Source organism: Vibrio sp. Of7-15 (assembly GCF_022347565.1).
GTDB lineage: Bacteria > Pseudomonadota > Gammaproteobacteria > Enterobacterales > Vibrionaceae > NORP241.
The window spans coordinates 1-25,494 of sequence record NZ_JAKRGH010000040.1; the positions used below are offsets into that span (position 1 = coordinate 1).

19 protein-coding genes are annotated in these 25,494 nt (G+C 41.2%); 18 read left to right on the top strand and 1 reads right to left on the bottom strand.

What is annotated here, in order from left to right; translation table 11 throughout:
* The 4 genes from MHO82_RS24105 to MHO82_RS24120 form a co-directional block, all read left to right on the top strand.
* Positions 1-459, top strand: a 459-nt coding sequence (locus tag MHO82_RS24105) for a hypothetical protein (protein WP_239188841.1), incomplete at its 5' end; no start/stop codon positions are given.
* Positions 456-4,976, top strand: coding sequence for an OmpA family protein (locus tag MHO82_RS24110; protein ID WP_239188843.1), 4,521 nt, complete (start codon positions 456-458; stop codon positions 4,974-4,976). The genes MHO82_RS24105 and MHO82_RS24110, both read left to right, overlap by 4 nt.
* A gap of 288 nt (positions 4,977-5,264) precedes the next feature.
* A complete protein-coding gene (locus tag MHO82_RS24115; protein WP_239188845.1) occupies positions 5,265-5,654 on the top strand; it encodes a hypothetical protein in 390 nt (129 codons plus the stop codon).
* Between the two features lie 17 nt (positions 5,655-5,671).
* Positions 5,672-8,524, top strand: a complete 2,853-nt coding sequence (locus MHO82_RS24120; RefSeq protein ID WP_239188847.1) for a DUF4132 domain-containing protein — start codon at positions 5,672-5,674, stop codon at positions 8,522-8,524.
* Positions 8,525-8,581: 57 nt separating this feature from the next.
* Here MHO82_RS24120 and MHO82_RS24125 read toward each other — a convergent pair whose 3' ends face one another.
* Entirely contained in the window at positions 8,582-9,409 is an 828-nt protein-coding gene (locus tag MHO82_RS24125) for a transporter substrate-binding domain-containing protein (RefSeq protein ID WP_239188849.1), read from the bottom strand.
* A gap of 448 nt (positions 9,410-9,857) precedes the next feature.
* Here MHO82_RS24125 and MHO82_RS24130 point away from each other — a divergent pair, with 448 nt between their 5' ends.
* The 14 genes from MHO82_RS24130 to MHO82_RS24195 all read left to right on the top strand — a co-directional run.
* On the top strand, positions 9,858-12,992 hold the full coding sequence (locus MHO82_RS24130; RefSeq protein ID WP_239188851.1) for a C25 family cysteine peptidase: 3,135 nt from the start codon (positions 9,858-9,860) through the stop codon (positions 12,990-12,992).
* 1,132 nt (positions 12,993-14,124) lie between these two features.
* The gene (locus MHO82_RS24135) at positions 14,125-15,495 is read left to right on the top strand and encodes an L-serine ammonia-lyase (RefSeq protein ID WP_239188853.1); all 1,371 of its coding nucleotides are present in this window, start codon (positions 14,125-14,127) and stop codon (positions 15,493-15,495) included.
* 164 nt (positions 15,496-15,659) lie between these two features.
* On the top strand, positions 15,660-16,316 hold the full coding sequence (locus tag MHO82_RS24140; RefSeq protein WP_239188855.1) for a cupin domain-containing protein: 657 nt from the start codon (positions 15,660-15,662) through the stop codon (positions 16,314-16,316).
* 283 nt (positions 16,317-16,599) lie between these two features.
* Entirely contained in the window at positions 16,600-18,624 is a 2,025-nt protein-coding gene (locus MHO82_RS24145) for a hypothetical protein (RefSeq protein ID WP_239188857.1), read from the top strand.
* 61 nt (positions 18,625-18,685) lie between these two features.
* Positions 18,686-19,186: a hypothetical protein gene (locus MHO82_RS24150; protein ID WP_239188859.1), complete on the top strand. Its 501-nt coding sequence runs from the start codon at positions 18,686-18,688 to the stop codon at positions 19,184-19,186.
* Positions 19,187-19,445: 259 nt separating this feature from the next.
* Positions 19,446-19,637, top strand: a complete 192-nt coding sequence (locus MHO82_RS24155) for a hypothetical protein (RefSeq protein ID WP_239188861.1) — start codon at positions 19,446-19,448, stop codon at positions 19,635-19,637.
* Between the two features lie 60 nt (positions 19,638-19,697).
* Positions 19,698-20,771, top strand: a complete 1,074-nt coding sequence (locus MHO82_RS24160) for a LysM peptidoglycan-binding domain-containing protein (protein ID WP_239188863.1) — start codon at positions 19,698-19,700, stop codon at positions 20,769-20,771.
* A gap of 49 nt (positions 20,772-20,820) precedes the next feature.
* Positions 20,821-21,549, top strand: a complete 729-nt coding sequence (locus MHO82_RS24165; protein ID WP_239188865.1) for a hypothetical protein — start codon at positions 20,821-20,823, stop codon at positions 21,547-21,549.
* A gap of 41 nt (positions 21,550-21,590) precedes the next feature.
* A complete protein-coding gene (locus MHO82_RS24170) occupies positions 21,591-22,193 on the top strand; it encodes a hypothetical protein (RefSeq protein WP_239188867.1) in 603 nt (200 codons plus the stop codon).
* A 34-nt stretch (positions 22,194-22,227) separates the two neighbouring features.
* On the top strand, positions 22,228-23,025 hold the full coding sequence (locus MHO82_RS24175; RefSeq protein WP_239188869.1) for a hypothetical protein: 798 nt from the start codon (positions 22,228-22,230) through the stop codon (positions 23,023-23,025).
* A gap of 127 nt (positions 23,026-23,152) precedes the next feature.
* Positions 23,153-23,977, top strand: coding sequence for a hypothetical protein (locus tag MHO82_RS24180; RefSeq protein ID WP_239188871.1), 825 nt, complete (start codon positions 23,153-23,155; stop codon positions 23,975-23,977).
* 132 nt (positions 23,978-24,109) lie between these two features.
* Positions 24,110-24,766 carry a hypothetical protein gene (locus MHO82_RS24185; protein ID WP_239188873.1) on the top strand — a complete coding sequence of 219 codons (657 nt, stop codon included), beginning with the start codon at positions 24,110-24,112 and terminating at the stop codon, positions 24,764-24,766.
* Positions 24,763-24,918 carry a hypothetical protein gene (locus tag MHO82_RS24190; RefSeq protein ID WP_239188875.1) on the top strand — a complete coding sequence of 52 codons (156 nt, stop codon included), beginning with the start codon at positions 24,763-24,765 and terminating at the stop codon, positions 24,916-24,918. Before MHO82_RS24185 ends, MHO82_RS24190 begins: the two co-directional genes overlap by 4 nt.
* Before the next feature lie 129 nt (positions 24,919-25,047).
* Positions 25,048-25,494: hypothetical protein (locus MHO82_RS24195; protein WP_239188877.1), on the top strand; the 447-nt coding region annotated here is incomplete at its 3' end.

Sequence of the window (25,494 nt, forward strand, 5' to 3'; positions counted from 1 at the left end):
TTCTCTGATTTAAAGCGTGGCATGTACATGCAGTTTATCGGTGATAAACGAGTGGTGGTGAATGCCTTTGGTTATCAAATATACCAAGGAATGACCAACAACATTTATAATGAAGGGGCAGAGCTACTATCAGATAAGCCCCATATCAATAGTTCCCGTACGGTACCCAGTCGAATCATGATTAACCCTATTGCTGGCAACTTAAAAACCACGGTGAATGGTGGTGAGCAATTTATTGTTGATTTAAAAACACAAAAAATAAGTAAGTTTCACGAAAAATCGGACTGTTTAGATGGAAAGGTACTTATTAATAAAGAACAAACGTATGCTGTTGGCTTAATGGCTGATTACGATTTGATGAAATGTAAAAGGGTGAACTGGAAATGGGGGATTGCTGAAAACAGCAGAGCTGTTTACGGTCGTCCGATGCTGTATAACTTTCAGGGGGCTGAGTTATGAGTGTATTGCCAATGGAAGTGCACAATAATAAAAATATCTGTGTGATTAACGCACCAACTTACCTGCTGCAAGCCAATGCCATTGAATATAAATCGGCGCAAGAGGCTAAGTTTCACTTTTATGCGCAGTCGTTAGACAAAGCCAAAGACATGATGCCTTTGGCATCAACCCCGGTTATTTGCCGATTTAAAAAAGAAAATAACACGCGTTATGAGTTATGGGCATCCAACCAAAATGGAGAGCTTATTGCTTTAAACTGGGTTGAAGTTGACAAAGAAAATAAACACGAAGTGATGTTCACACAAAAGTGTAAACGGTTAAGCCTGCCAGATGGAGAATACGAGCTGGCATTTCCTTCTTTATCATTGCTGGCTAATTTTAATCTATCAAAAGACGCCGAAGATAAAGAAAATAGATTAACCACGTTTGTTGAAAAGGTATTGGCCTCTGATGGTAAAGGAGCTGAGTTATTCACCACTTATAAAAAATTTACCGTGCCTACCACATTGCTGCGTCAGCCAGACTCACAAGCATTAAAAGGCAAAGTGCTCAACGAAGTGGTTTACAACAGCTGGCACAGCGCAGTAAGTAAAAGTGATACAGTGAGTGCATTTATTTGTGCTCAAACCCCTTTATTATTGGTTATGTTCAATAGTGGTAGATTGTCTGAAGCAAAGTGTTCAATTACGAAATTAGAAAAAACGGACTCAGGGTACATTGATAGTCAATATCAATATGATAGTGAGGTTGAGGAAGATAACGATAGCCTTTCTTATCTCCGTCATTTCCTTCATGACCCTAACCCAAAAGGAAAGTACAAATTTTCTTTAGTAATGAATAGCGACGATGGGCAAATACCTGATTATTTTGATTTGTCAAAGTTAGAATCCCTTGGTGAAGGTAACTATTTATACGAATTTGTGGAAGATCTTGAGTTTAGTGTGTTAACGCCTTTTGGAAAAATGGCGGTGGTTTCAGGAGATCCTGTCAGCTTAGAAGAAATGATGATTTCTAAGTTCCCAGCGCAACTTTCTCATTTGGCTAAGCATTATGATATTTCAAAAAATGACACAAAAACCCAAGAGTATTTAACAAAACCGCTGGCGGCCATTAAAGCCGCAGGCAGTGCAGCATTTACGTTAAGTAATAACTATATTAATGCAGAATATTGGAATGCTGATAAAAATAAACCCGATAAATTTAAGGCAACGCTTCATATTGCCAAGGCTATTAATAGCAGCATTAGTGCTGGTCAATTTGATCAAGAATTGCCCGCGCCAATGCGATCAGGTTTAGCTGTCATATTTGATGGATTTTCGGCTAGGAAAGCGTGGAAGGACAGGAAAGGTGTTATTGCGCATTTTAAAGCTAATCCAACATTTAAAGGCTCTCAATTTTTAGCGGGTGTATTTACAGGCAACCATGAAGGGTATAAAGCGAGTAATTGGGACGTTGAGAAGTGGCAAGCGAGTAACCGCCGATTAGATGCCCGCTGGTATCACAGTTTTAAAGCAGCGGATATGGCGATGAAAGGGGCTGACTTAGCACTGGCAATTGACGGCACCTGCCGAGATATTGGTGGGTGGCTTGCGGCGCAAGAAAGTGAAGAAAAGGCAAAAGAGAAGTTAACCCAAGCCAGTAAAGCATACATAAAAAGCTGTATTCTACCCATTGCGGATGAGAAATTAGATGCCTTGAAAGAAGGTTTACCAAACTCGGCTTTTTATAAAGTAAAGGGAAGCAGTCTTGGCCTTCAATTTGATATTTTGTTTGACAAGAATCAATCAAAGATTGGCCTTCGAGATAAAAACTACCTTGACGATGTCATTAAATTCTTACATCAAAATGACAATGCCTATTTATTGGTTCAAGGTTATGCGGATACAAAAAGAAGCATAGAACATAATTTAAAGCTGAGCCTAGATCGTGTTGTCGCGGTGAAGGATCATATGAAGCTGTCAGAAAATGCATTATTGTCAGAACGGGTAGAAATAAACTATTTTGGGTACTTCTCAAACCCGTTCGATAATTCAGATGATAATAATCGTCGTGTGAGTATCACGGTGTTCACCGATAAAACTCGTTTTCGTGTCGCGCAAAGTCGAACATTATTCTCATTACTTGAAAATCATCGTATTCATCATTTGAAAGCGCATAATGAAGAGCTTAAAAGTGAGAAAAAAATGCTGGCTTCTATGTCTAATGCAGCATTAACAACGGCTGGTTTTATTCCTGGTATTGCCCCATTTGCGTGGGGAGCGATGTTCCTGAAAGAGGCGACTTCTGCGGTCACCAATGCAGTTGATGTTATTGATCAAATGGTTCTTGATGACGTTATTTTGCAATACAAAACGGCCCGAAACACAAAGCGTGAGCTGTTTGATGTGTATGACTACGAGGCGAGCTTAATACAAGGCTATAAGAAGTTGAGTCAAGAGGTGTCAGATGATTGGGCTAAACAGGCATTCCCAAGTACAGACACCGCGCAACAAAAGCTAATTGAGAAAGACAACGGAGCATTTACCAGTTATTTACTTAAACTGTATTACTCTCGTGGTATTGCGTTATCTGGCTTAATGATCTTATTAGATTTTATTGAAAATCGTCTAGATGGTGATGAAGTAAAATCAATTAAAGATAATTCAGAAGATTTTGTGCAAGGCTACATTGCAAAATATTTAAGATCCGATGAATGGACAGCGGATTACAACCATTATTCTCTGGCAATCGCATGGGTGGATGAGTGGTTAGCGAATGAACGCAGAGAAAAAAATCTTAATGCGTTAAATATTGAGGCTTTTATTGATAATTATTTTGATCAAAAAATGGCCTTTTGGACTGCGGAGCATCGATTAAATCACACAAGTAAAGATGTAACGCTAAATTTGAAGTTTAAAGAGAAAAGTGCCGGGGCTTTTTCAAGTATATTTCCTGTTATGGTGGAGTACACCAAAAACAAGAAAGGCTTAGTGCCTCTTATGCAAGCGGGGACAAACTTTGTTACTGAAGACGATATTGATGAGACGCGTTTGTATCACCGCAAAATGGGTGAAAAAAAATGGAAGCGGTATCAAAGAGGAGTAGTACTGAGCCCCTTCGATGAAGTCAAACTTATTGTGATGGCGAAGGCGAAATTTAGTAAAAGTGCACGGTATGCCCATGTGAGGCTAAATTACAACCGAACAGATTTATGGACAACATCTGTGAAAGGGCCGACTTTCTTTTTAACAATGACGCACATGGAAACGAAAGACATTTTTCCTGATGACGAATTGTGCTTCGTCGAAGGTGAGACGCGTTTAGCATTGAAGTTCAAGCCAAGTTACTATTTTGCCCAGCGACATATTTGGGGTATGAAGCCCATGCTTGGTCATTGGACGGATAAGACTTTCAATTGGCTTAACTATTTTGGGTATGATTTTTTTGCAGATATGGAGTACGAATTTGAAATGAAAGGGGTTTCCGATCATAGCAAGTTTGACTTACTGCCTAATTTACCTGTTCTTATGTCTGTTGATGATAACTCACCTTTAACGGATGTGAGCGGACTACAGCTGCGAGAAAACGATTTGCTTTTGCCTAGTTTTTATACTCATGGCTCCAGTGAATTTAAAAAAATGAACATTTTAGCTAGCTCAGGTCATCCTCGGTTATCCTTATTTGTTCAAGTTGATGGGAAATTTCATCATGTAAAAACAACGAATGAGGAATTGTCTGACTTTACATGGGACAGCGACGTAACATTTTATGTTGTAGGGACGATGAACATGGATTACCTGCAAGATAAGATAGCCCCAGATGCTGAGCAGCAACAGTGGGATTGGAAAAAAACGCGAATTAATGTGCCTGTTGCTGGTAGCTCTACTTCTGGCTCCGTCATATTGGATTACTTCCAATCATACGGTCAAACTAAGCCTGCTTCTTTAATCATGGAGGTTCATTATGACTTTGTCGGAAGTTATAAGTGTGAAGCAAATGGTAAGGTTAATATACAAGAAGATTTGTCTAACACGATACACGGAAATAAAGTAAAAGAGCTGCTTTCTCATTTACCAATGTTAACGAAAGACGAACAACTGTCGGTATTAAATAAGCAGTCTTCAAATCCAAATACCATGAGTTTACTCAGCCCAATTGAACGTGGTTTGTTTGTTGGTGTGTTTAAACCTGAATATATGTCTCCGACAGGGAATAAAGTGAAAGGATTAAGGCCGTTAGCCAAAATCGAGAAAATTAACGATTCCCAATGTTTAAAATATGAGTTTGATAAAGCTTATTTAGACGGTGTTAAAGAACCACTAGGTTTTGATCTCATACAAAAAATTGGTTTTTCTTTGCCTGAACAGCGTGAGTGGAATAAAGGCCCATGGATGGAGTTACCTAAGGAAGATAAGCAGACCTATAATGCATTCTTTGATGTGTGGAATGGTTACAACCAGAAGGAAAAAGATGAACGTATTGTGGGCTGGATATCTAGCGATAATACGTGGCGTTATAGAATTCCTGCAGGAGATTAAGTACTGGTAATAATGGATGATAAAAGTCGCTCTCGGGCGGCTTTTATGTTTAAAGGCGGAATGAATAATGTGTATTGGGTTTATTAGCTGACTCATTCTAATCATCGTCACTTTCGATAGTACTGAACTGAGAAGTGTGAAAATCATAATTATCATTAATCTGATACACATCTCAATCTTTTTTGTGATGAGGTCCGCTATTCTTTGCTGCTTAGCAAATCAAATTTCATTGTTCTAACAATGAGTTTGCAGTTGAGCTCTTAACGCTTCTCTTGGCTGGGGAAATAAATGATAAAAGTAAAAATACAAGATAAGAATCTTGCTGGAATTCTATTAAGCGAGATGATGTGTGAAATCCGAAAAAATCACATGACGGTAGAAGAAATTATCTCACTGCGTATCTATCAAGAAATACAGCTTTATCGCGATAAAGTCGATGCAAAATATCAAGGTTTGGTTCAGCCTGAAAAAGCGGAAGTTGAACTGAATGGCTACCGTGATAAAGCGCATCAAATCGATGCGAAAAAACAAATCCAAGTAGCGTTATCTGCTTTTCAAAAGAATGGCTACATCATGTTAGTGGATGAACAACAAGTTGAGTCATTAGATCAAGTGGTTCGAGTTCATCCCGAAATGCAGGTTTGTTTTATTAAATTAGTGCCATTAGTGGGCGGGTAAAAAAGGAAGCATCATTCATGAGAGACATGACGTATTATTTAAGCGTTGTTAAAGAAGAAATCACACGATACGAGCAGCAAGAGCAGTCACGAGAATTTGATTACCTTTTTCTAGATTTGTTCAAACAAAGCTTAGAGAAAAAAGCGAGCTTATTTATTCAGGGGGACAGTTCGCATAAACGATATTTTGCAGCCCTAGATTATGATTTTAGTGAGATGAAAAACTGGGATGTGGACCAAAAATCTCGCTTTTTTATAGAGTGTTGTCAGTGCCACAGTTATTACGATCGTGTGTTAAAAGAGATCTTCATTTTTTGTAAAGCAGATGATGGGCACAGCCTTTATCATAATCAATCGGATTATGACGCTGTCATGCATAACATCATACGTTTGTGTATTGATGATAGTACCGTGAGAAAAAATTGCTTTAAGTACCTATTGAGTTTTGAAAAGAGAATTCTGGCTGAGATGCTGCGAGGTTTAGAGCAGCGTGAAATGAACTCGAATGATCTAATGTTATTGAATGATGTAATTTCACTAATTAATACGTCGAGTGTATGGAAGGTTTATGGCAGCCATAGTGACAGTGTTAATTTTGGCTATGACGCTAACAGGCTACGCTGGCAGCATGAAAACCCAGAACCTAGCGTGTATTCAGAGCGTTTTGATGATCTTGATTTAGCAGAGCTTACGGATACAGAGATTGTACGAGTCTTTGATTGGGTTGAAGGTAACTGCGCCGAAGATGTCGAATCATCAAAATACCATATTCAAAGAAGTTATGAGGATTTTTATCGTAAGCTATTCACCAAATACAACGGCAAAACACTATCTGACCCCGTGGAAGCGATGTTTAAAGGGGTAGTGAAAACCTTAGCGAACTCCCCCTATTATGATGTGGATTTATCGGAACTATTGCGTGAAGCTCGTTATGTCTTGTTTGTTCATCAGCATGGTAAAGAGGCCGACTTTCCTGAGTACTTTCTTGCGCCGGAAGGTGCAGGGTGGGGTTTTCCTGCACAAGCCAAAGCGATTTTAGATAGTTTATCAGAGCATGAGCGGCTAGGGTGGAATCAACTGCTTACTGTTATGAGAGCAGCTAAAGCGGGCAAACCATCAGCAAAATTCATGAAAGAAACCGCCAGCATTATCGAAGAAACCGGTAAATCGGATGTAGAAAAAACGCTGATCCGTTTATTAGAGCAATCCATCGATGTGCCAATGGACTTTAATGATGTGAAATCGTTAGTGTGGTTGACGGGGCACTTCTTAGACAGCGAAAATGTTGTGCGAGCAGTGGCGAAGCTGGCTGAGTCTCAGGGCTCAGGTAAGCTGTGTAATATGTGCTTGAACTATTTAGGTGACGTCGGCTCGTTGGCGGCGGTTCAAGTGTTGTCACGTCTGCAAATTCGATTAAAACATGCCCAAACCAAAAAGCTGATCATCAAACATTTAACGGCCACAGCCAATGCGTTAAATATGACGGTGAATGAGCTGGAAGATCTGTGTGTTGACGATTTTGGATTGATAAAGGGAAAGAAAGAGACGGTATTGAGCGGATTTACTGCTCGCATTGTGCTTGAAAAGCCAGGACAAGCGAGTTTAGCTTGGTTTGATGCTGAGGGTAAGCCACGTAAAACCGTGCCGAGTGTGGTGAAATCAGATCACGCCGATGATCTCAAAGCGTTAAAAGCCGATATTAAACAGATCGGCTTGATCTCTGCTGCTCAGCGAGATCGTGTGGATCGCATGTATCGTTCAGAGCGGCAGTGGCCTTACAATCAGTTTGAAAGCTTGTATCTACATCATGGCTTAATGAGCACCATTGCAACCAAATTAGTTTGGAATTTACACCAAGGTGAGCAGGTTCAATCGGCGTTTTATTTAGATGGGATCTGGGTGAATGAACTCAGTCAGCCTATCGAGTTATCTAATGTCGATGTTGTAACTATGTGGCACCCTGTTTTAGCTGAAGTGACTAGTGTGCAAGCATGGCGTGAGTTCATGTCGCGTCATGAAATTCGTCAGCCATTAAAACAAGCGTATCGTGAAATTTACTTACTAACTGATGCCGAAGTCACCACTAAGTCGTACAGTAACCGGATGGCGGCGCACATTTTAAAACAGCATCAGCTGAGTGCGCTGGCAAAACAGCGGGGCTGGCAGTACACCTTAATGGGCTCTTACGACGATGGCATCGATAATACCACGGCAAATATTGTTTTGTCTGAGTTCAACTTGAGAGCTGAATTCTGGATTGATGAAGTCGATACGGGGGAAGATCAGTTCAATGACATGGGCATTTGGTATTACGTCGCCACGGATCAGGTACGCTTTATCAATACGGAAACGGATCAGGTTATCGATTTAGTTGATGTACCTACTCTCGTGTTTTCTGAAATTTTCCGTGATGTGGATTTGTTTGTTGGTGTGTCTAGTGTGGGTAACGATCCCGAATGGCAAGATTCACAAGGCACGACGGATCGAGCGCGCGATTACTGGCGTGGTTATTCATTTGGTGATTTGAGTGAAATGGCAAAAACACGCAAAACGGTGCTGTCGTTTTTACTGCCTAAATTAAAAATTGCAGATGTGGCCAACATTGAAGGCAATTTCTTGGTGGTGGAAGGCAAGGTAAGAACCTATAAAATACATATCGGCAGCAGTAATATTCTCATGGCACCGAACGATGAGTATTTATGTATTGTCCCGACTCGTAGTAAAAAAGACGTGACGGACACCATGTTCATGCCATTTGAAGGGGATCGTGGTTTGTCTTTGGTATTATCAAAAGCATTAATGCTGGCTGATGATCATAAAATTAAAGACACGACTATTCTTTCTCAAATCCAACGGGAAGCGGTTATGTAAATCCTGAATTCAGATAATAAGTGAAATTAATACCCTACCACGTAATATGGTAGGGTATTAATTACGGTCAAAAGGGAGTTTAGGTTTTTCACCAAATAAACTATTGCAACGAGTTGTTAATATATTCTTGGTTATTTTATTTATTTCATCATTTTCTTTCATTTTATTTAATATATCGGTGAGTGGTTTGACTAAATGGCTCTTTGAGCGATGTAGGTGGTGATAGGAGTTATATTCAGCGAGGTGGCCATCAACTAAAAAAACTGAATGACCAAATCTTGTTTTTACGTAACACCCAGAACTGTATGTGCCAAGCACAAAATCGGTTCGTCCTTCAATGAGCTTGTTAAACAGAGTTTCTAAGTTAACAACAAAATCAACTTTCAACGTTTTGGCGGCCTCTTCTGCCACTTTAAACCCAATGATGGAACCCAGCCGATAAGGTGCAATATTCTCCCAGTTTAATGGCCCCATTTGTTCGATAAGCTTAGGGTTATGGGCGAAAACTACCATTTTTTCTGAAAAAATTGATACGGGTATTTTGATTAAGTTTGGGTAGTCCTCAGTAATGTTTTTATGTCTCATTAATTCGCCGTCGACACGGCCTAAGTTAGCTTCAACCAAAGAGCGTTGAGTGGGAAAGGGAATGAAATGCACTTGATAGCCTAGGCGTTGATAGGCCTCTTTGAGCACCTCTTCGGAAGCAAGTAAAGATAAAACGGGTAAACCAGGTTTTGCAATGTTCACAACAGGAAGTTCACTGGCGGGTGAATAAGCACTGAAAGTTAATGAGATAGCAATAAGGTACGCGTGGATCCAACTGAAGATGGATGAAAGGGATCGTCGTTGTACTTTATATCGCTTATTCAGCTTATTCGCATTCAACGTAACCTGCCTTGTTTTAGTTAAAAATCCCCTTTCTAAGTCTAGTTCGATAAAAGAAAAGCGCCGCTTTGTTCTTATCTCATTTCAAAGTTTTCTTGATGGGTGTTAATGATATTTTAATTTTTTGTTTCTTTTTAATGGTAATTTAATTAATTGAATTTTATTTTAAATTTCAAATCTATAGAGCGATAAAGGATCAGTTATATACTTTTGAACATTAAGGGCCTATTTTTATTAATTTATAAGATCTTGCTCCAGTTATTTAAATTATTCATCGTAATTATCAATTCGTTGTCGTTAGTATGTTTACTCTATTTTTAATAAGTAGTGATATAAGCTCTTCGATATCGTTATGAGTTGTTTTTTCATATTGATATTTAAATAAAAGAGTAAAAGTAAATATAATAATAGGACAAACACAGTGGTATTAAATTTTAAGAAGTCTGTTTTGGCGTTGGCAATTCTGTCGCAACCTGCGATGGCTGTTGAACATGTGGATCAAGGTATGTTTGATCAGCAAGTGATCCACTTTGATCAAATGACGGATTCTGTCGCACCATTCTCATATTCTTCTGCGGAGCCAGAAGTAACCAAACCAATCTCTGTCGTACATCAACAATTGACTGGCGCTGTATTAGAAGCGAATTTGTCCCAGTTGACTCTAGGAAAAGTGGTGATGGACGATGGCTTGGTGTATAACCGCATCATCCTTCCTGATGGCGGTAGCCCGGCAGAGCCTGGTGAGCCAAACTTAACAGGGTATCGTCAGATGGTTCGCATTCCAGATGGCGCGACTGCCAAGTTAGTTATCGATGATGTGTCATGGTCTGAGACATTTTCTGATATAACGGTGGATCCGGTGCAGCTTCCTTTTCCTGATGTGGTGACAGAAACGGGCGAGCGACCTGATGAAAACATGCCATTTATTAAAAATCAGGCTTCTTATGAGTTGTTAGCAGACACGGTAGCGCCAGTCCGTATCGCTGAAACCATACGTGTTAGAGGTAAGAACTACGTTGTTCTGTCTTATCGACCGATTGAATTTAATCCGTTAGATAAATCTGTGATGTTTGCAACCAAAGTGCGTTTTCGTTTGAGCTTCGAGTATGCAAATCATGGCGATAAGTCTCAACGTCGTAGTCAAACAGAGGCGGTTTCTTCAAGCGGTAACTCTGCTGTGATTGATTTACGTCCATCAGGAGTGGCTCTGGCTAATAACGATAAGAAACAGGCCAATGCCAACGAACCAGCTAATGAGCTTCATGATGCTGATTATCTGATCATTACCGCCGATCGTTTTCAAGAAGCCATAGAGCCGTTAGCAGCTTGGAAGCGCAAGATGGGCTATAAAGTTTACGTTGCTCCTATTTCAGAAACAGGCAGCACCCAAGCAGAGATTAAAGCGTTTATGTCTGACGCGTACCATAACGGTACGATGACCTCTTACGTATTGTTTGTGGGAGATCACGAAGATGTACCAGGTTGGTCAGTGACAGGCCATGGCTTCCATGGTGCCGATCATCAGTGGCATACCGATTTTGATTACGCATTACTTGATGGTGAAGATAAATTTCCAGATGTGATCATGGGGCGCTTACCTGGTGACACGCCAGAGCATATCCAATCTATGGTGGCTCGTACTTTAGCCTATGCCAAAAATCCGGTGGATTCCGATCGTTATCGTCATGCTTTATTAGCAGGTCAGTTCCAAGATCGAAACCAGAACAACAAAGCCGACAGAATGTTCATGGAAGATCTGCACCGCGTGGCAGACTTTTTAGGCCCTGATTACAATTTCTTTGCAGGTGAAGGTGATTTGTTCAATAAAGGGTATCAGATCCATACAGCCCTTCAGTGGGATGCGGATCTTACTAATGAACTAAGATATGGCGGTTGGGATTATGGTACTGCTCGTATCACACCACCAACAATAGTGCCTCAAGAATGGAAAAATCAGGGTAATGGTGATCGAGTTCAGATCGCTCAAGCCATTAACGACGGTGTTGGCTTTGTGATGCACCGAGATCACGGTTATGGCGATGGTTCAGGCTGGGCCGATCCACACTTTACCCAAACAGAAGTGAATCAGCTTAATAACGGTAATTTATCGCCAGTGGTACTGAGCTTAAATTGTGCCACGGGCTGGTTCGATGGCAAAGATTCGTTTGCGGAATCATGGATGAGAAACCCAAATGGCGGTGCAGTTGGTTTTACAGGGGCAGCGCGCGTGAGTTACTCGGGTTATAACGATAATTTACACGCAGGTCTGATGGACAGTTTCTGGGATGATTACGATGGCACGTGGTCGAGCGCGATTTATCCGGTGTCTTGGCGTCCTGCGGCAGCGTTAAACCGCGCAAAAGAGCGTTTGTTTAGCCACTACGGAACACAAGGTACGGCATTAGCGGAAGCTCGCTTTTTCAGCTGGTTTGGAGATCCTGAATTAGAACTACGAACCGAACGACCACAACAATTGGTGGTGACTCATCCAGAACTGCTCTCAACACAATCAGATAATGCGTTCACGGTTGTGGTTCAAAAGAGTGGTAACGTGTTAGAAAATGCCCGTGTTGCCATCGTTGGTGACAGTATTGAGCCACAAGTTGTGTACACAAACAGCAATGGTGAAGCACAGTTTAACCTAGCAACAAACAACGATGTTAGTATTACGGTGACTGAGCACAATGCGATTCCTTATGAGGGCGCTATTGTTGTTGAGCAACAAGGTCCGACTGCGATAGTTTTTCCAGCGTTAACTGTTGAAGAAGGGGGCTGGTTCTTCTTGGACGGTCGCCAATCAGAGTCGAAGTCAGGTGAGTTAAGTTATCTTTGGGAGCAAGTGGCGGGCAAATCTTTGGTGATTAACCGAGCGAACAGTGCAAGAGCTTGGGTAAATGCGCCAAAGACCATTGCATCAGATGATACCTTGTTGTTTAAACTGACCGTAACTGATGAGTCTGGTGCCCAGCATTCAGCTATTCAAACGGTAATGCTGAAAGGGTCTTCCCAAGCTCAGAATACCATGCCAGTAGCGACAGTAGCGCCACCGCAGAAAGTGATGGCGAACCGTTGGATCACATTGGATGGCCAACGCTCGTTTGATAGTGATGGCGAGGTGGTGCAATACCAATGGAAGCAAATCGAAGGCCCGACCGTTAGAATCGATTATGCCGACAGCAGCTACGCGTATGCTATGGCCCCTGAGTTTGATACCACGCTAAAATTTGAGTTAACGGTAACGGATAACGCTGGTGGATCAGCAGCAGCTGTGCACACGGTTAAGGTGGAATCAACCGCGCCAGACTCAAATAAAGCGCCAGTGGCAAACATTGCAAAGCTTAATAAAGTGCAAAAAGGGCAGTGGATGTTGTTAGATGGTCGTCAATCTCATGATCCAGATGGTTCTGTGGTTAGCTATCAGTGGACACAAGTCGATGGCCCTGAGGTTCGTATTGACTACGCGGATAAAAGCTACGCTTATGCATACATGCCGCACACCGATGACACACTGAGTTTTAAGTTAACGGTGACAGATAATAAAGGGAAGGCGAACTCTTCGATATTATCTGTAGTTGCTGAGTAAGTTATTGAAATATAAATTGGTATTTTAAGGGGAACTCTGCCCTTAAAAGTACAACGATAAATGAATGGGCGCTCTTTGTTGGTGAAAGAGCGCCCATTGTCGTTTCAGGTAATGTATCGTTTAGGGTCTGGTCGCTTTATAAAAAATATATGCCATTTTGTATGAAAACCGCACACCGTGATGAAAGTGTGTCTTCCTACACCTTTACGTGCATCTGACTGTAAAAAAGCAAATCCCGTAGCGATAACGTCGATGATCCTAGTGATCTAGAGTAAAAGGCGTTCAATTTTGGCTATCAAAATGGAAAAACAGAAGGAGTGAAAGCAAAAAACTCTCTTGATCTGGCGGCTGAAAAATAAAGGTGATCGCTAAAACACCCAAAAACTTGTACATGTCGACTTTGCTGATCACCACTTTACCGTGATGAAAAAACGTGCGTACCGCACAAAAATTAACTTTCATTAAAGTGGCGTTTTTAGGTTGTTATGGCAGCTTTGCAAAAATGTGAATGCTACGTTTTTTAGAAAATAGCGAGGTAGGTATTTTAGTTTTTTCGCTCCGGTTTGTATGGTTTTTCATATTCAGGTAAATCCTTCATCAGATCAGAGTGCTTGATTAAGTTTAATAATATCAGTCATTAACCATGAGCTTATCGATAAAAGGTTGCCACGCTATGAGCCCTATTTATCCCCAAATGAGAATGCATATCGGGACAAATTGAATAAGATGAGTGATGAAGGCAGTGTAAATAAGGGCGATGGTGAGATTCAGCAGTGGGATATTTTTCTCTTCAAGTGACGATTTTTTCGTCATTAACCTTATTGTTTTTAAGTTCTCTTATGAAATCTTTCGTGCTAGTTTTCTGCCAATAAATTGAACGATTACAGCGCGGTTTTTCCGTATGGTACGTTCAGAGCGGGTTATCGCACTAATGGTCTCTTGAAAAGCAGTTTTTGTCGCTGCTGATGAGAGCAGATCATGTGAAAGCAACTAAACTTTAATAACAAAATAAACAGAGTTATTTGCTAACCAATAAACGCTCACACGGTCTTTTGGGTCTGCATTTTCGTATTGAGTATGTGTGGTTATTTCCAAAAGGGCTCTTGCTACACTGTTGCAATAGGTAATGTTTATGCTGTCTATCTTTGATATCTACAAAATTGGAGTTGGTCCATCCAGCTCACACACCAATGGCCCGATGATCGCTGGGTACAATTTCACTCAACTTATCGAAAAGACGATTTCTGATGTGGTACGCATTCAGGTTGATTTGTATGGCTCATTGTCGTTAACAGGCAAAGGGCACCACACCGATCGTGCCACCATTCTTGGTTTGTTAGGTAATAAACCCGATACGATTAAAATCTCAAGTGCCAATGCCGCTATGCGCAATGCGATTGATGAAGGTTCACTGTTATTGGCCGGTAAACAGCCCATAGAATTTAATTTTGAGCAAGATATTCTGTTCCACAGTGATAACTTGCCACTCCATGAGAATGGCATGACCATCTCGGCGTTTGATCTGGCAGGCAATTTGGTTGGCTTTGAAACCTATTACTCGATTGGCGGTGGGTTTATTGCTACAGCGTATGAGCTAGAAAACGGTAAGCAAGAAGCGGAAGTGAATGTAGAGTTTCCTTTCACCTCTGCGGATGAATTGTTGCAAAAAGCTGAAAAACACGGCTTGAGCCTAGGTGGCCTTGTGTTGCGTAATGAACTTGCTTTCCAAGATACCGAGACGCTAGATGCAAAAACGGATCAAATATGGAAGGTGATGTCATTGTGTATGCAGCGTGGGTTTGATACGGAAGGGATCCTTGAAGGTGGCTTGAATGTAACTCGCCGCGCCCCTGCCTTATTGAAAAAATTGGAAGCGAACGCGGCGGTGGAAAATGATCCCATGGAAATCATGGATTGGATTAACTTGTTTGCTTTTGCAGTCAGTGAAGAGAATGCCGCTGGTGGACAAGTTGTAACATCACCCACTAATGGGGCTGCGGGTGTGATCCCATCGGTACTGATGTACTACCATCGTTTTATTAAAGAGCTTGATACTAAGCAGCTAAAAGACTTTTTAGCCGTTTCTGGGGCGATAGGTATTTTGTATAAAACCAATGCCTCCATTTCAGGAGCTGAAGTGGGTTGCCAAGGGGAGGTGGGGGTCTCTTCTTCCATGGCAGCAGCGGGCTTAACAGCGCTTCGTGGCGGCAGCAATGAGCAGATCTGCATGGCGGCGGAAATTGCCATGGAACACTCACTGGGTATGACGTGCGATCCCATTGGTGGGTTAGTGCAAGTGCCTTGTATAGAGCGTAATGCCATGGGGGCAATGAAGGCCATTAATGCTTCACGTATGGCATTGAAGCGAACCAGCAAATGTCTGATCTCGTTAGATAAAGTCATTGATACTATGTACCAAACGGGTAAAGACATGAATAAAAAGTACCGAGAAACGTCATTAGGTGGCTTGGCTATGATCCACCTTGCTCCGCCATGTGAATAAATACTAGCGCCATAAATCAAAGGTTAAGTGAGTGAAGTTTGTTTTCACTTACTTAATCTGAGCTCGGGGTATTCATGTGGTAGCACGGATCGAAGAGTATGGTGATATCACTCGATTTTGAGAGGTGTGGAAGGCAGCCTCTTAATTCAAAATATAGGTGGTTTATGATTAACATGGATTTTACCCAAAGGGTGGCAGTCGAAAGTGTGAATACGCCTTGGCTTTCGAGCCCTGCGCCGGGTGTATGGCGTAAACCGTTAGAGCGTGAAGAAAAAGAATCGGGGCACACAACCAGCATCGTCAAATACGAGGCTGGCTCTCATTTCGCAAGGCATACTCATCCCAAGGGAGAAGAAATCTATGTTCTGGAAGGGGTGTTCTCTGATGAACACGGTCACTATCCTGCTGGTTCTTATATTCGCAATCCCCCAGGAAGTGCCCATACACCTTATAGCCAACTAGGGTGTGTGATTTTCGTAAAGCTGAATCAGTTCGAGCACCAAGATGTTAAATCAGTGGTGATTGATACAACAGCGTCTGCTTGGTTACCGAATACTGAGGGACTTCACACATTGCCTTTGCACAAATTTGGGAACGAACAGGTTACGTTAATTACCAGCTCAAAAGGGGATCACTTTCAGAATGAAAACGTGGTGGGTGGCCAAGAGATTTTGGTGTTATCTGGCGTGTTGCAAGATGAATTCGGAACCTACTCAGCAGGCACTTGGCTACGAAGTCCTTATGTCAGTCAATCACTTCGATGCTTAACCGAAAATACCACCATGTTGATGAAAACAGGGCACCTACCTATTGATGAGTAATGCCGTAATGAAAAACGGTAAGAAAAGAATCGATAATTAAAAACTTAAACAACGAAAGTGAAAACAACCTCATTCGCTATAAAAATACCATTCAATAATAGCTGGCTTAAACCAGTTTATTTCGCTATCAATTTAGTCAAATTACCTATATAACCTAAGCAGACTAAGGAAATTTATCATTGTAAAATATGTGGAGTTTTAAGGGTAACAGCCTAAAGATTTACTTATTGATAAATAGGCTGTTTATGGTGGGCCTCCCGCAGATTACACATAGAGCAGATAAATGATTGATTTAGCGTTTTTGAGTTTTACACTTTGTGTTTTGATAATAGCCTATGTTGATTTTAGAAAGCTTTATCGGTTTTTTAAGTCAAAGAAAAATAAGTATTTATTAGACAATATATCGGATTTATCTGAGGAGCAAAGAGATGCGGTATATTATGTGTACGGAATTAGAGTATCGGATCAGGATGATATCTTCAGTGAGAAAAATTATGGTGATTTTTCATACATAAATAAATACGATGATTATCATTTCTTGCATGGAGAAAAAGTATTTATCCCCAAAAGGCTGCTTTATCGTAAAAATTACATAGAAGAAATGCAGGGTGAGCATGAAAAGTCGATTCAATGCATTAATCATCAAGGCCAGCTCTATTTACTAAAAATCGATGATGTGTTTGATCTTAGCTCTGACTTTACTGAAGAAATAAAGCAAGTAAGAGTTCATGAGCACTTACTTTTCTCTGAAGAAAAGGAGATCCCAAATCTAGATGCCACTTTAATCTACTCTCGAATAGCAACGTTTAAAGAAACCTGTTTTATTAACTCTGATGGAATTAAATTTAGGCATTTTTTATTATTTTTGATGGCAATATTATTCTTATTTTTATTGAGCGCAATAATTAATGGAGAGCATGTAGGGTTATACAAATGGGTTTTATTCTTTGTTGTAATGCACAAGCTTTATAGCCATTTTTTTAGAAGTATTAATTCTAAATTTAAAATCAAGAAGATTTTAGGCACGGTAAGTGAAGTCGAAATTGAGGGGCAAGAAGTCACCTTTACAATAAAAGGTAATGATGGAGTTTCATTACATTTGCCGCTAGCCCAAACATTCGATAATGCGCAGATAGAAAGTTTTAAGAGCCTGAAGGGAAAAATAGCTTCTTTTGAACTTAATGCTCAAGAGTTGAAAGAGAAGGTGAAATATACTGTGCTCAAGGTTAACGATCACAGTATGTTAGGAAAGTACGAAGGCTCCGTGAGCTACCGATACCATAAGTATGTTGCAATTGGTTACGTTCTGTTATGCCTAACTCTATTCCCGTTGGCATTCATGGCGAGCTATACCATAGATCCAGGCAGTTCAGTGTCTGTTGGGCACTCGGGATTAGCAAAAGGGCGCATTACTGAAATCAGCGGGGCGACGATTCCTAAATTCACTTCTACGTCTTCGTATGGGTGGGACTTTTACGTATTAGATGACAAGAAAACAGTCGATACTGGGGCGTTAAGTTTGGCCCATCTCGATTTCTTTAAAGAAAGGGATGCAGTGTACTCATCTCACCCATTTTTTAGAAATGCTTATTCATCGATTGATCAAAACCAACTGTCTTCTCCTACTCTGATAACGGCTTATAAAGACTCTTTATCTTCTTATGCTCAAATCATAGAGCCTTATTGTGCGACTTTTTCGTGCAGTGACATTAAAAAAGCCATGGCTAAATTATGGTTTCCTGAACAACTGAGCAGCAATATAAACGTGAAACAAGCGCTTTCTGAAATAAGAAATTATGATCCGGCACGTAGCTCAGAACAAGGCTTTACGGCATTTTCCATAAACCGGTTAATGGATTTTGTGAAAGCAAGAGGACGGTTTGAACTGTCTGTTTATAATAAAATATTCGATGATGTCAACGCCATCACTTTGTCTTATAAACCAAAATTAATTCTACGGTTAAATGAAATTTCCGCGGACTATGATATGTCACTGAAAGACTTAAGACACATGAATATCAAAAAGATCAAGTCTTTACAGTATGACGAAATACACCATATTCAAAAACTGTTTCTTAACAAGATGAATAAATTGATCAATGAACACGATTATATTGATATAAAAGGAATAGTTACCCATATCCAAGAGACCCCAGAATTTCTGATTATGCTAGATGTCAGCCCTTCAGTACATCAACATATAAAAGGGAAAGAGATGGAGTGTTGGTTTTACTTATCTTTTTTATTGTTGGCACTTGGGCATTTTGTCTTTTACTCACGGAAAAAATCAAAGTTTGCTACTGAGTAAAGTAAAGCCCACAGAAATAGAGGGCGAGATCTTGATTAAGCATAAAAATTGAGTGATTAGAATGAAAAGAAAATTTAAACGCAAATACACGGTGTACAGTGATGAATCTGCCGAATCGTTGTTAGCAAGGCTCTGTCGGGTGAAAGAAGGGATGGATAAATCATCGGGGAACATAGAATTTAGTGTAAGAGGCAGAAAGTTCAGAGTGAGCCGGTGGAATAGAGATTATAAATACGCTCGTATAATGGCGACGGTGTACCCACTTAAAAATGGCAAATGTGCCGTTGACTGCCATTTAAGACCTGATTCTAGTTCAAAGTTTTCTATTGGAGTGGCACTTTCCTTCTTACCTCTATTATCTATTACAATCGTTACTATGGTGTATAGAAGTGAGTGGTCTGTGATATTTCTGTTATTCGTTACGGCTTTATTTTTACTTGGTCCTATTTGTGATTTGTACAGGGGAAAAGACGACTTATACCAGATTGTTGATGAGCTTTTAGATCCTAAAACTGAACAGATAAAATGCCGAAAAATGGAAAGATTAGAAAGTAACCCATAGCGTGTTCTGGCTGCTCAGAGGTGTATTTTTATAAAATAAGGTGAGTGTGCGGGCTCACCTTTTTTATTTCAGAGTTATCAACGATTTTTATTTTTTATTCGTTCTTAATAAGCAAATTGATCACAGGCCCTTTCACTTAAAAAAAACATCGTTTTGCCTAGTGGTTCAGTGCAATCACCTAGTGAGTAAAAAAGACTCACCATTCATCACAGTGTAAAATGTGCGTAAGTACAGGGTATTAATTACAAAAAAGACAATAATGACAACAGTGAAAAAAAGATTTATTAAGGCCAATTACGATCGAATTGAAGACCCAGCCACCACTTATATCCCGCCCCAAGAGAAAAGCGAAGAAGAAAAAGTAAAAAGCCCAGAGTTTGAGTACGCCATTGAGCTGGCTTGCCCAAAAGAGGCCGTTAAGTCGTTACAGCTAAATCAAATCTTTGCGTGAGGAAGAACGGCAACAGAGCCCACTATTCAGCAATTTAAAATCGTACCACAAGAAAAATCGGTGCTGCTGATTGCCAGCGTAATGGAAAACGAGCCAAGACCACTGCATGTCATGAGTGGAGACGCCTCGTTAAACACCTCGTTAGAAACCGTCACCTTAGAAGCAATAGATACCCACATTGCCCACGACGGGTTTGTGCCCGTTCAGCTGGGCATTGAAATCAGCGAACGGTTAGGGTTGCCGACGTCAGGGTATTATTATCACTTCATGGATGAGGCGTTGCTTCATGAATACAAAATCGTCGATGGTGATACCACATGGGGCTTTCAGGTAACCGAATCCACCAGCAGTGGGCTCTCTGATGTGCTATTAAGTGAAAACGTCGTGTCTTCGTGCATTTTATTGCCTTGGCGCGTCGCTGATGCCCCTGTTGGCCCTCAGCATTTATTCCATAGTGAATTTAAGCTCACACAAAAAGAGTTTGATGCCATTGATGGTGCTTGGCTGGCAAAAAATGCCACTTTACTGGATCTCGACGCCATTATAGCCGTAGGAGAGCAACAATTTTTTGAAGCCGCAAGCCATTGTGGTGAAGGGCATATACATACAGTAATCAAACACGATACCTTATCTGAAATCGCTTATGATCGTGGCTATCGATTGGATGACGTTCTGGATCTTAATCCGGATTACAAAGTGGGTGAACGTCGGCATACAATTTATCCCGGTGAGCGCATTATTTTGGCGACACCAGAGTTGGCAGACGACCCATCAAGAAGCCTAGAAAAAGCGGAATATTACAAGGTCGCCCAAGCATCAACGCTCAATGAAGTCGCCTCTCAAGCAGGGATCCCTTTGGCCACCTTGCTGGAACTCAATCCTTTCTTGAATAGCCTAACGCCAGAAGAAAAAGTTATGGCTGGCGATGTGGTGATAGTGAAAACAACAGAAGAAACCGTTACTGGCCCGCGAGAGCACACCGTCAAAGAAACACAAGATCCACTGGGCCACGAATCCCTTGGCACTATTGCAAGCACCTACAATGTGCCAGCGGCACAAATCGCCAAAATTAATGGTTTAAACACGTCAGATCCCTTTTTTAGTCTTTACGAAAAAAGGCTTAGATGCTATTGAGAAATATGGCACACGCGGGTTAGACGGAATCGTTATTGGCTTGAATGCCTTGGCGCTCATAGAAGATGTAGCTTTAATTACCGCCAAGCACCAGCACTACGATAAAGACGATTACACGTTAACTTACCGTGTATTGTGGCTTTTCGAGTCTATGACAGAAACCACTCGAGCTCGGTATCAGTCTGAAATGAAGGGGCTATTAGGAAAACTGGATCAGACTGATAAAAAATTTACTGAAAAAGCGTTGAGGAGGCTGAGTTCCAAAAACTTATTTCGAATTTCTCGCTCCAGTGGTGAGTTACTACCAGGTCAATCAAGCAAAGTTCTGCTGCGAAAAACGCTAACGTGGGGGATGAGTGGAGCTATGGCGAAGTCGCTTGGGGGGGCATTTGAAGCTTATCAAATATACAAATATGACATCCCGGGCACTTCAGGTTTAACTATGATGGCACACTTGGGTAAGCTCGCTTCCAGTATAATACTTGCATCCGCTGGAATATTAGAGGCTGCTTTCCTGTTTGGAGGGGGGGTAGCACCATGGCTCATACCAGGCTTTAATTTGTTTGCTGGTGTGCTTTACGCTATTTGTACTGCATATTTAAACTTTGTGAAAGAAGACGATGTCACCAGTTGGCTAATCACAACCCCTTGGGTAACATCGAAATTTGTAGATTCTAATCCTACTCCTTTGGATTATGAGTCTGATGGCTATCTAAAAGCGCTGGAAGCGTACAGCCGATTGAAAAATAAACCAACGTTGTACTATCACCGACCTTAGGGGAAAAGTTCTATACCAAGCCAATGCCTTATAATGTGGCAGTGAATGATAACTTACACAGCGTCGATGGGTATTGGTTGATGGTGGATTTCCCCATTGAACTCCGAGAGCACGCCGCACGTATTGATACGATAGGCTATTACCATGGCACACCAGGCCAGAGAAAAGTCATCGAGCAACCAGCGCAGCGTCACTTAACTTGGGCGATTAACCAAAGCCCGTTAGTCGGCAAAGGCAATAGCACAGTAGCCCGATTGCCAGAAAAACCAACCAACAGCACAAGCCATACCGAGACGTGGGGCAATACAGGCACTGCCAACCAGTTGCTTACCTTCTGGCTGCCACGCCAATATAACCATAACTCGTTAATGCTGTTAGTTTGGTACCCAGACGATCTTGATGACAACGGGAATCCGAAAGCCAATAGCCATCCCCATTGTTTTGATGCTCAACGATTGCCAGTATCTGGCTCAGTAGCCGGGTTAACCAGCCAGGGCCTTGAAGCAAAGCCAACCGTAGTAGAAACCGCGTTTGGGGACACATGGCAAGACATTAAAGGTTCAGAAGTTTATAACGCGATACTGAACACCATTAAGCAAAATCCAACTTTGGGCTCCGCATTAACCGTGGGCTATCAGCAGTGAGAAAATGATGAATAGTGAGCAAAAAAGAAAAAATATGTATGAAAGAGTGCAAATACGCTTGAATACTGATCCAAAATTAACCTATTGGAAGGAAAGACAAGGTGCATGTCGAGAGACTTATGCAAAGATTGTAAAAAAAGAGCCAGCCATCATGGAGTGGGAAGTGGATTACTGGGGGCGTTTCGGAAAATGGGGGATGCCTTTTTTACTGACTTTTTTGACCGGTTTTTTACCTCTGTTACTTGTTCATCATATTGAAATAAAAAATGAAAGTGATGAATATTGGACAACTATGGGAGTAGTATTTTCTCTGTTTTTACTGCCTCTTATCTTATTTCTCTTAGCAGGTGCATGGTATCCAACACGTTATTATCAAAAAATAACCGCATCCGGGTTTTACTCTTATGGTGCTCCTGCGGGTAAAGAGCGACGTCAGGCTTTAGCGAAAAATTGCATGATAGGGGGCGGTATTATCGCGCTGATATTACTGCTTGTGGCTGGCCCCATTGCGTTTGTGGGGGCTGGCGCTGGAGCATTGGGTTTCTTAAAAATGGGCTCGATTGAAGAGCCGGAGCCAGAAGAAAGTGCTTGGCCTTGGTTAGGTGTTTATGGAATTATCTTATTAAAAAAGCCAATGTTCCGTGGGTTATATAAAATCGAAACTCACGCACGAAGCTATTTAATTGTTGATTCCGAGCAATTAGAAAAAGTAAAAATGATGGTGAAGGAATATGGTCAGCACGAGTTAGATATTTATAACTCAGATGTCGATCGCTTTTTCGACCGCTGGTGGGAACACCAAGACACCATGCCTTTCAGACAAGCAGAATAGCTTTAATTTGTATCGAACTATAAAAGGTGAGCCCTGTGCTCACCTTTTTTGTTTCAGGGCAAATCAGGCATGTACAAAAAACTCAGAGTTCGCCTTTTGTTTATAAGGGGCTATCAGCAGTGAGAAAATGATGAATAACGCACAAGAAAGAATGAATACCTATACCGCTCTCCAGCAGCGTTTGAATACCGACCCAAACTTAACTTATTGGGGAGATAGACAAGGTGTATGTCGAGAGACTTATGCTGAGATTGTTAAGAATGAACCCGCCATCATGGAGTGGGAAGTCGATTATTGGGGCCGATTAGGAAAGTGGGGACTACCTTTTCTGCTTACTTTTTTGATCGGCTTTTTACCTATGTTACTTGTTCATCATACTGAAGTAGGGCGTGATGAATATTGGTTTATTATGGGAACTGTATTTTCTCTATTCTTACTTCCGTGCATTTTATTTCTATTAGCAGGTGCATGGTATCCAACACGGTATTACCAAAAAATTACTGCCTCCGGGTTTTACTCTTACGGTGCCCCAGCAGGTAAGGAGCGACGTCAGGCTTTAGCGAAAAATTGCATGATAGGGGGCGGTATTATTGCGCTGTTATTACTGTTTGTGGCTGGCCCTGTTGCGTTCGTGGGGGCTGGTGCTGGAGCATTGGGGTTCTTAAAAATGGGCTCGATTAAAGACCCAGATCCAGAAGAGAGTGCTTGGCCTTGGTTAGGAATTTACGGGATTATTTTATTAAAGAAACCAATGTTTCGCGGGTTATATAAAATAGAGACTCATGGGGATAGTTACCTGATTGTGGATTCGGAGCAATTAGAAAAAGTAAAAATGATGGTGAAGGAATATGGTCAGCACGAGTTAGATATTTATAATTCTGCGGTGGATTCATTTTTCGACCGCTGGTGGGAGCACCAAGACACCATGCCTTTTATTCAAACTGTGAAATAACAAATCAATGTTGTTTGTATGGAAGAAGGTGGGCTTTGTGCTCACCTTTTTTGTTTCAGGGCAAATCAGGCATGTACAAAAAGTCAGAGTTCGCCTTTCGTTTATTAAGGGGCTATCAGCAGTGAGAAAATCATGAATAGTGAACAAAAAAGAAAAAATATGTATGAAAGAGTGCAAATACGCTTGAATACTGATCCGAAATTGACCTATTGGGGAGATAGGCAAGGCGCATGTCGAGAGACTTACGCAAAAATTGTAAAAAAAGAGCCAGCCATCATGGAGTGGGAGGTTGATTACTGGGGTCGTTTTGGAAAATGGGGTACACCTTTTTGGGTTATCTTCTTTATTGGTTTTTTACCTATGCTATTTATTCATCATACTGAAGTAGGACGTGATGATTATTGGTTGATCATGGGAACAGTGTTCTCTTTTTGTTTATTTCCAATAATCGTTCTTTTTCTTGGAGCTGGGTGGTATCCAACACGGTATTATCAAAAAATAACTGCCTCTGGGTTTTACTCTTACGGTGCTCCTGCGGGTAAAGAGCGGCGTCAGGCTTTAGCAAAAAACTGCATGATCGGGGGGGGCATTATCGCGCTGTTATTACTGTTTGTTGCTGGCCCTATTGCGTTTGTGGGGGCCGGTGCGGGGGCATTGGGGTTCTTAAAAATGGGCTCGATTAAAGATCCAGAGCCAGAAGAAAGTGCTTGGCCTTGGTTAGGTACATACGGAATGGTAAAAGAATTTAAGCCTATTTTCCCGGGATTATATAAGGTACGAACTCATTGATTTTAAGTAAGGCTCAGCTAGAGCAAGTACAAGAAATTGTTAAAGAATATGGTCAGCATGAGCTTGAACTGTATAACAAGGTCAATGATCGCTTCTTTGACCGCTGGTGGGATCACCAAGACACCATGCCTTTTAGGCAGACAGTGAAATAACAAATTAATGCTGTTTGTATGGAAGAAGGTGGGCCCTGCGCTCACCTTTTTTGTTTCAGGGTAAATCAGGCATGTACTAAAAACTCAGAGTTTGCCTTTTGTTTATAAGGGGCTATCAGCAGTGAGAAAATGATGAATAACGCACAAGAAAGAAAACATACATATGAGAGAATGCAGCAGCGTTTGAATAACGATCCAGAACTAAAACATTGGGGGCATAGGGAAGATGTTTGCCGAGAAACTTATGCTGAGATTGTTAAAAATGAGCCAGCCATCATGGAATGGGAGGTCGATTACTGGGGGCGTTTCGGGAAATGGGGGCTACCATTTATTATTGTCTTTTGTTTTGGCTTTGTGCCAATGGTGCCTGCACACTATTTAGCAATCGAGGGTAATGAATATTGGTTTGTTATGGGAACATCATTCTCTTTATTTTTGCTTCCTACAATCCTTCTATTGCTTGGAGCTGGGTGGTATCCAACACGGTATTATCAAAAAATAACTGCATCTGGGTTTTACTCTTACGGTGCTCCAGCAGGTAAGGAGCGGCGTCAGGCTTTAGCGAAAAACTGCATG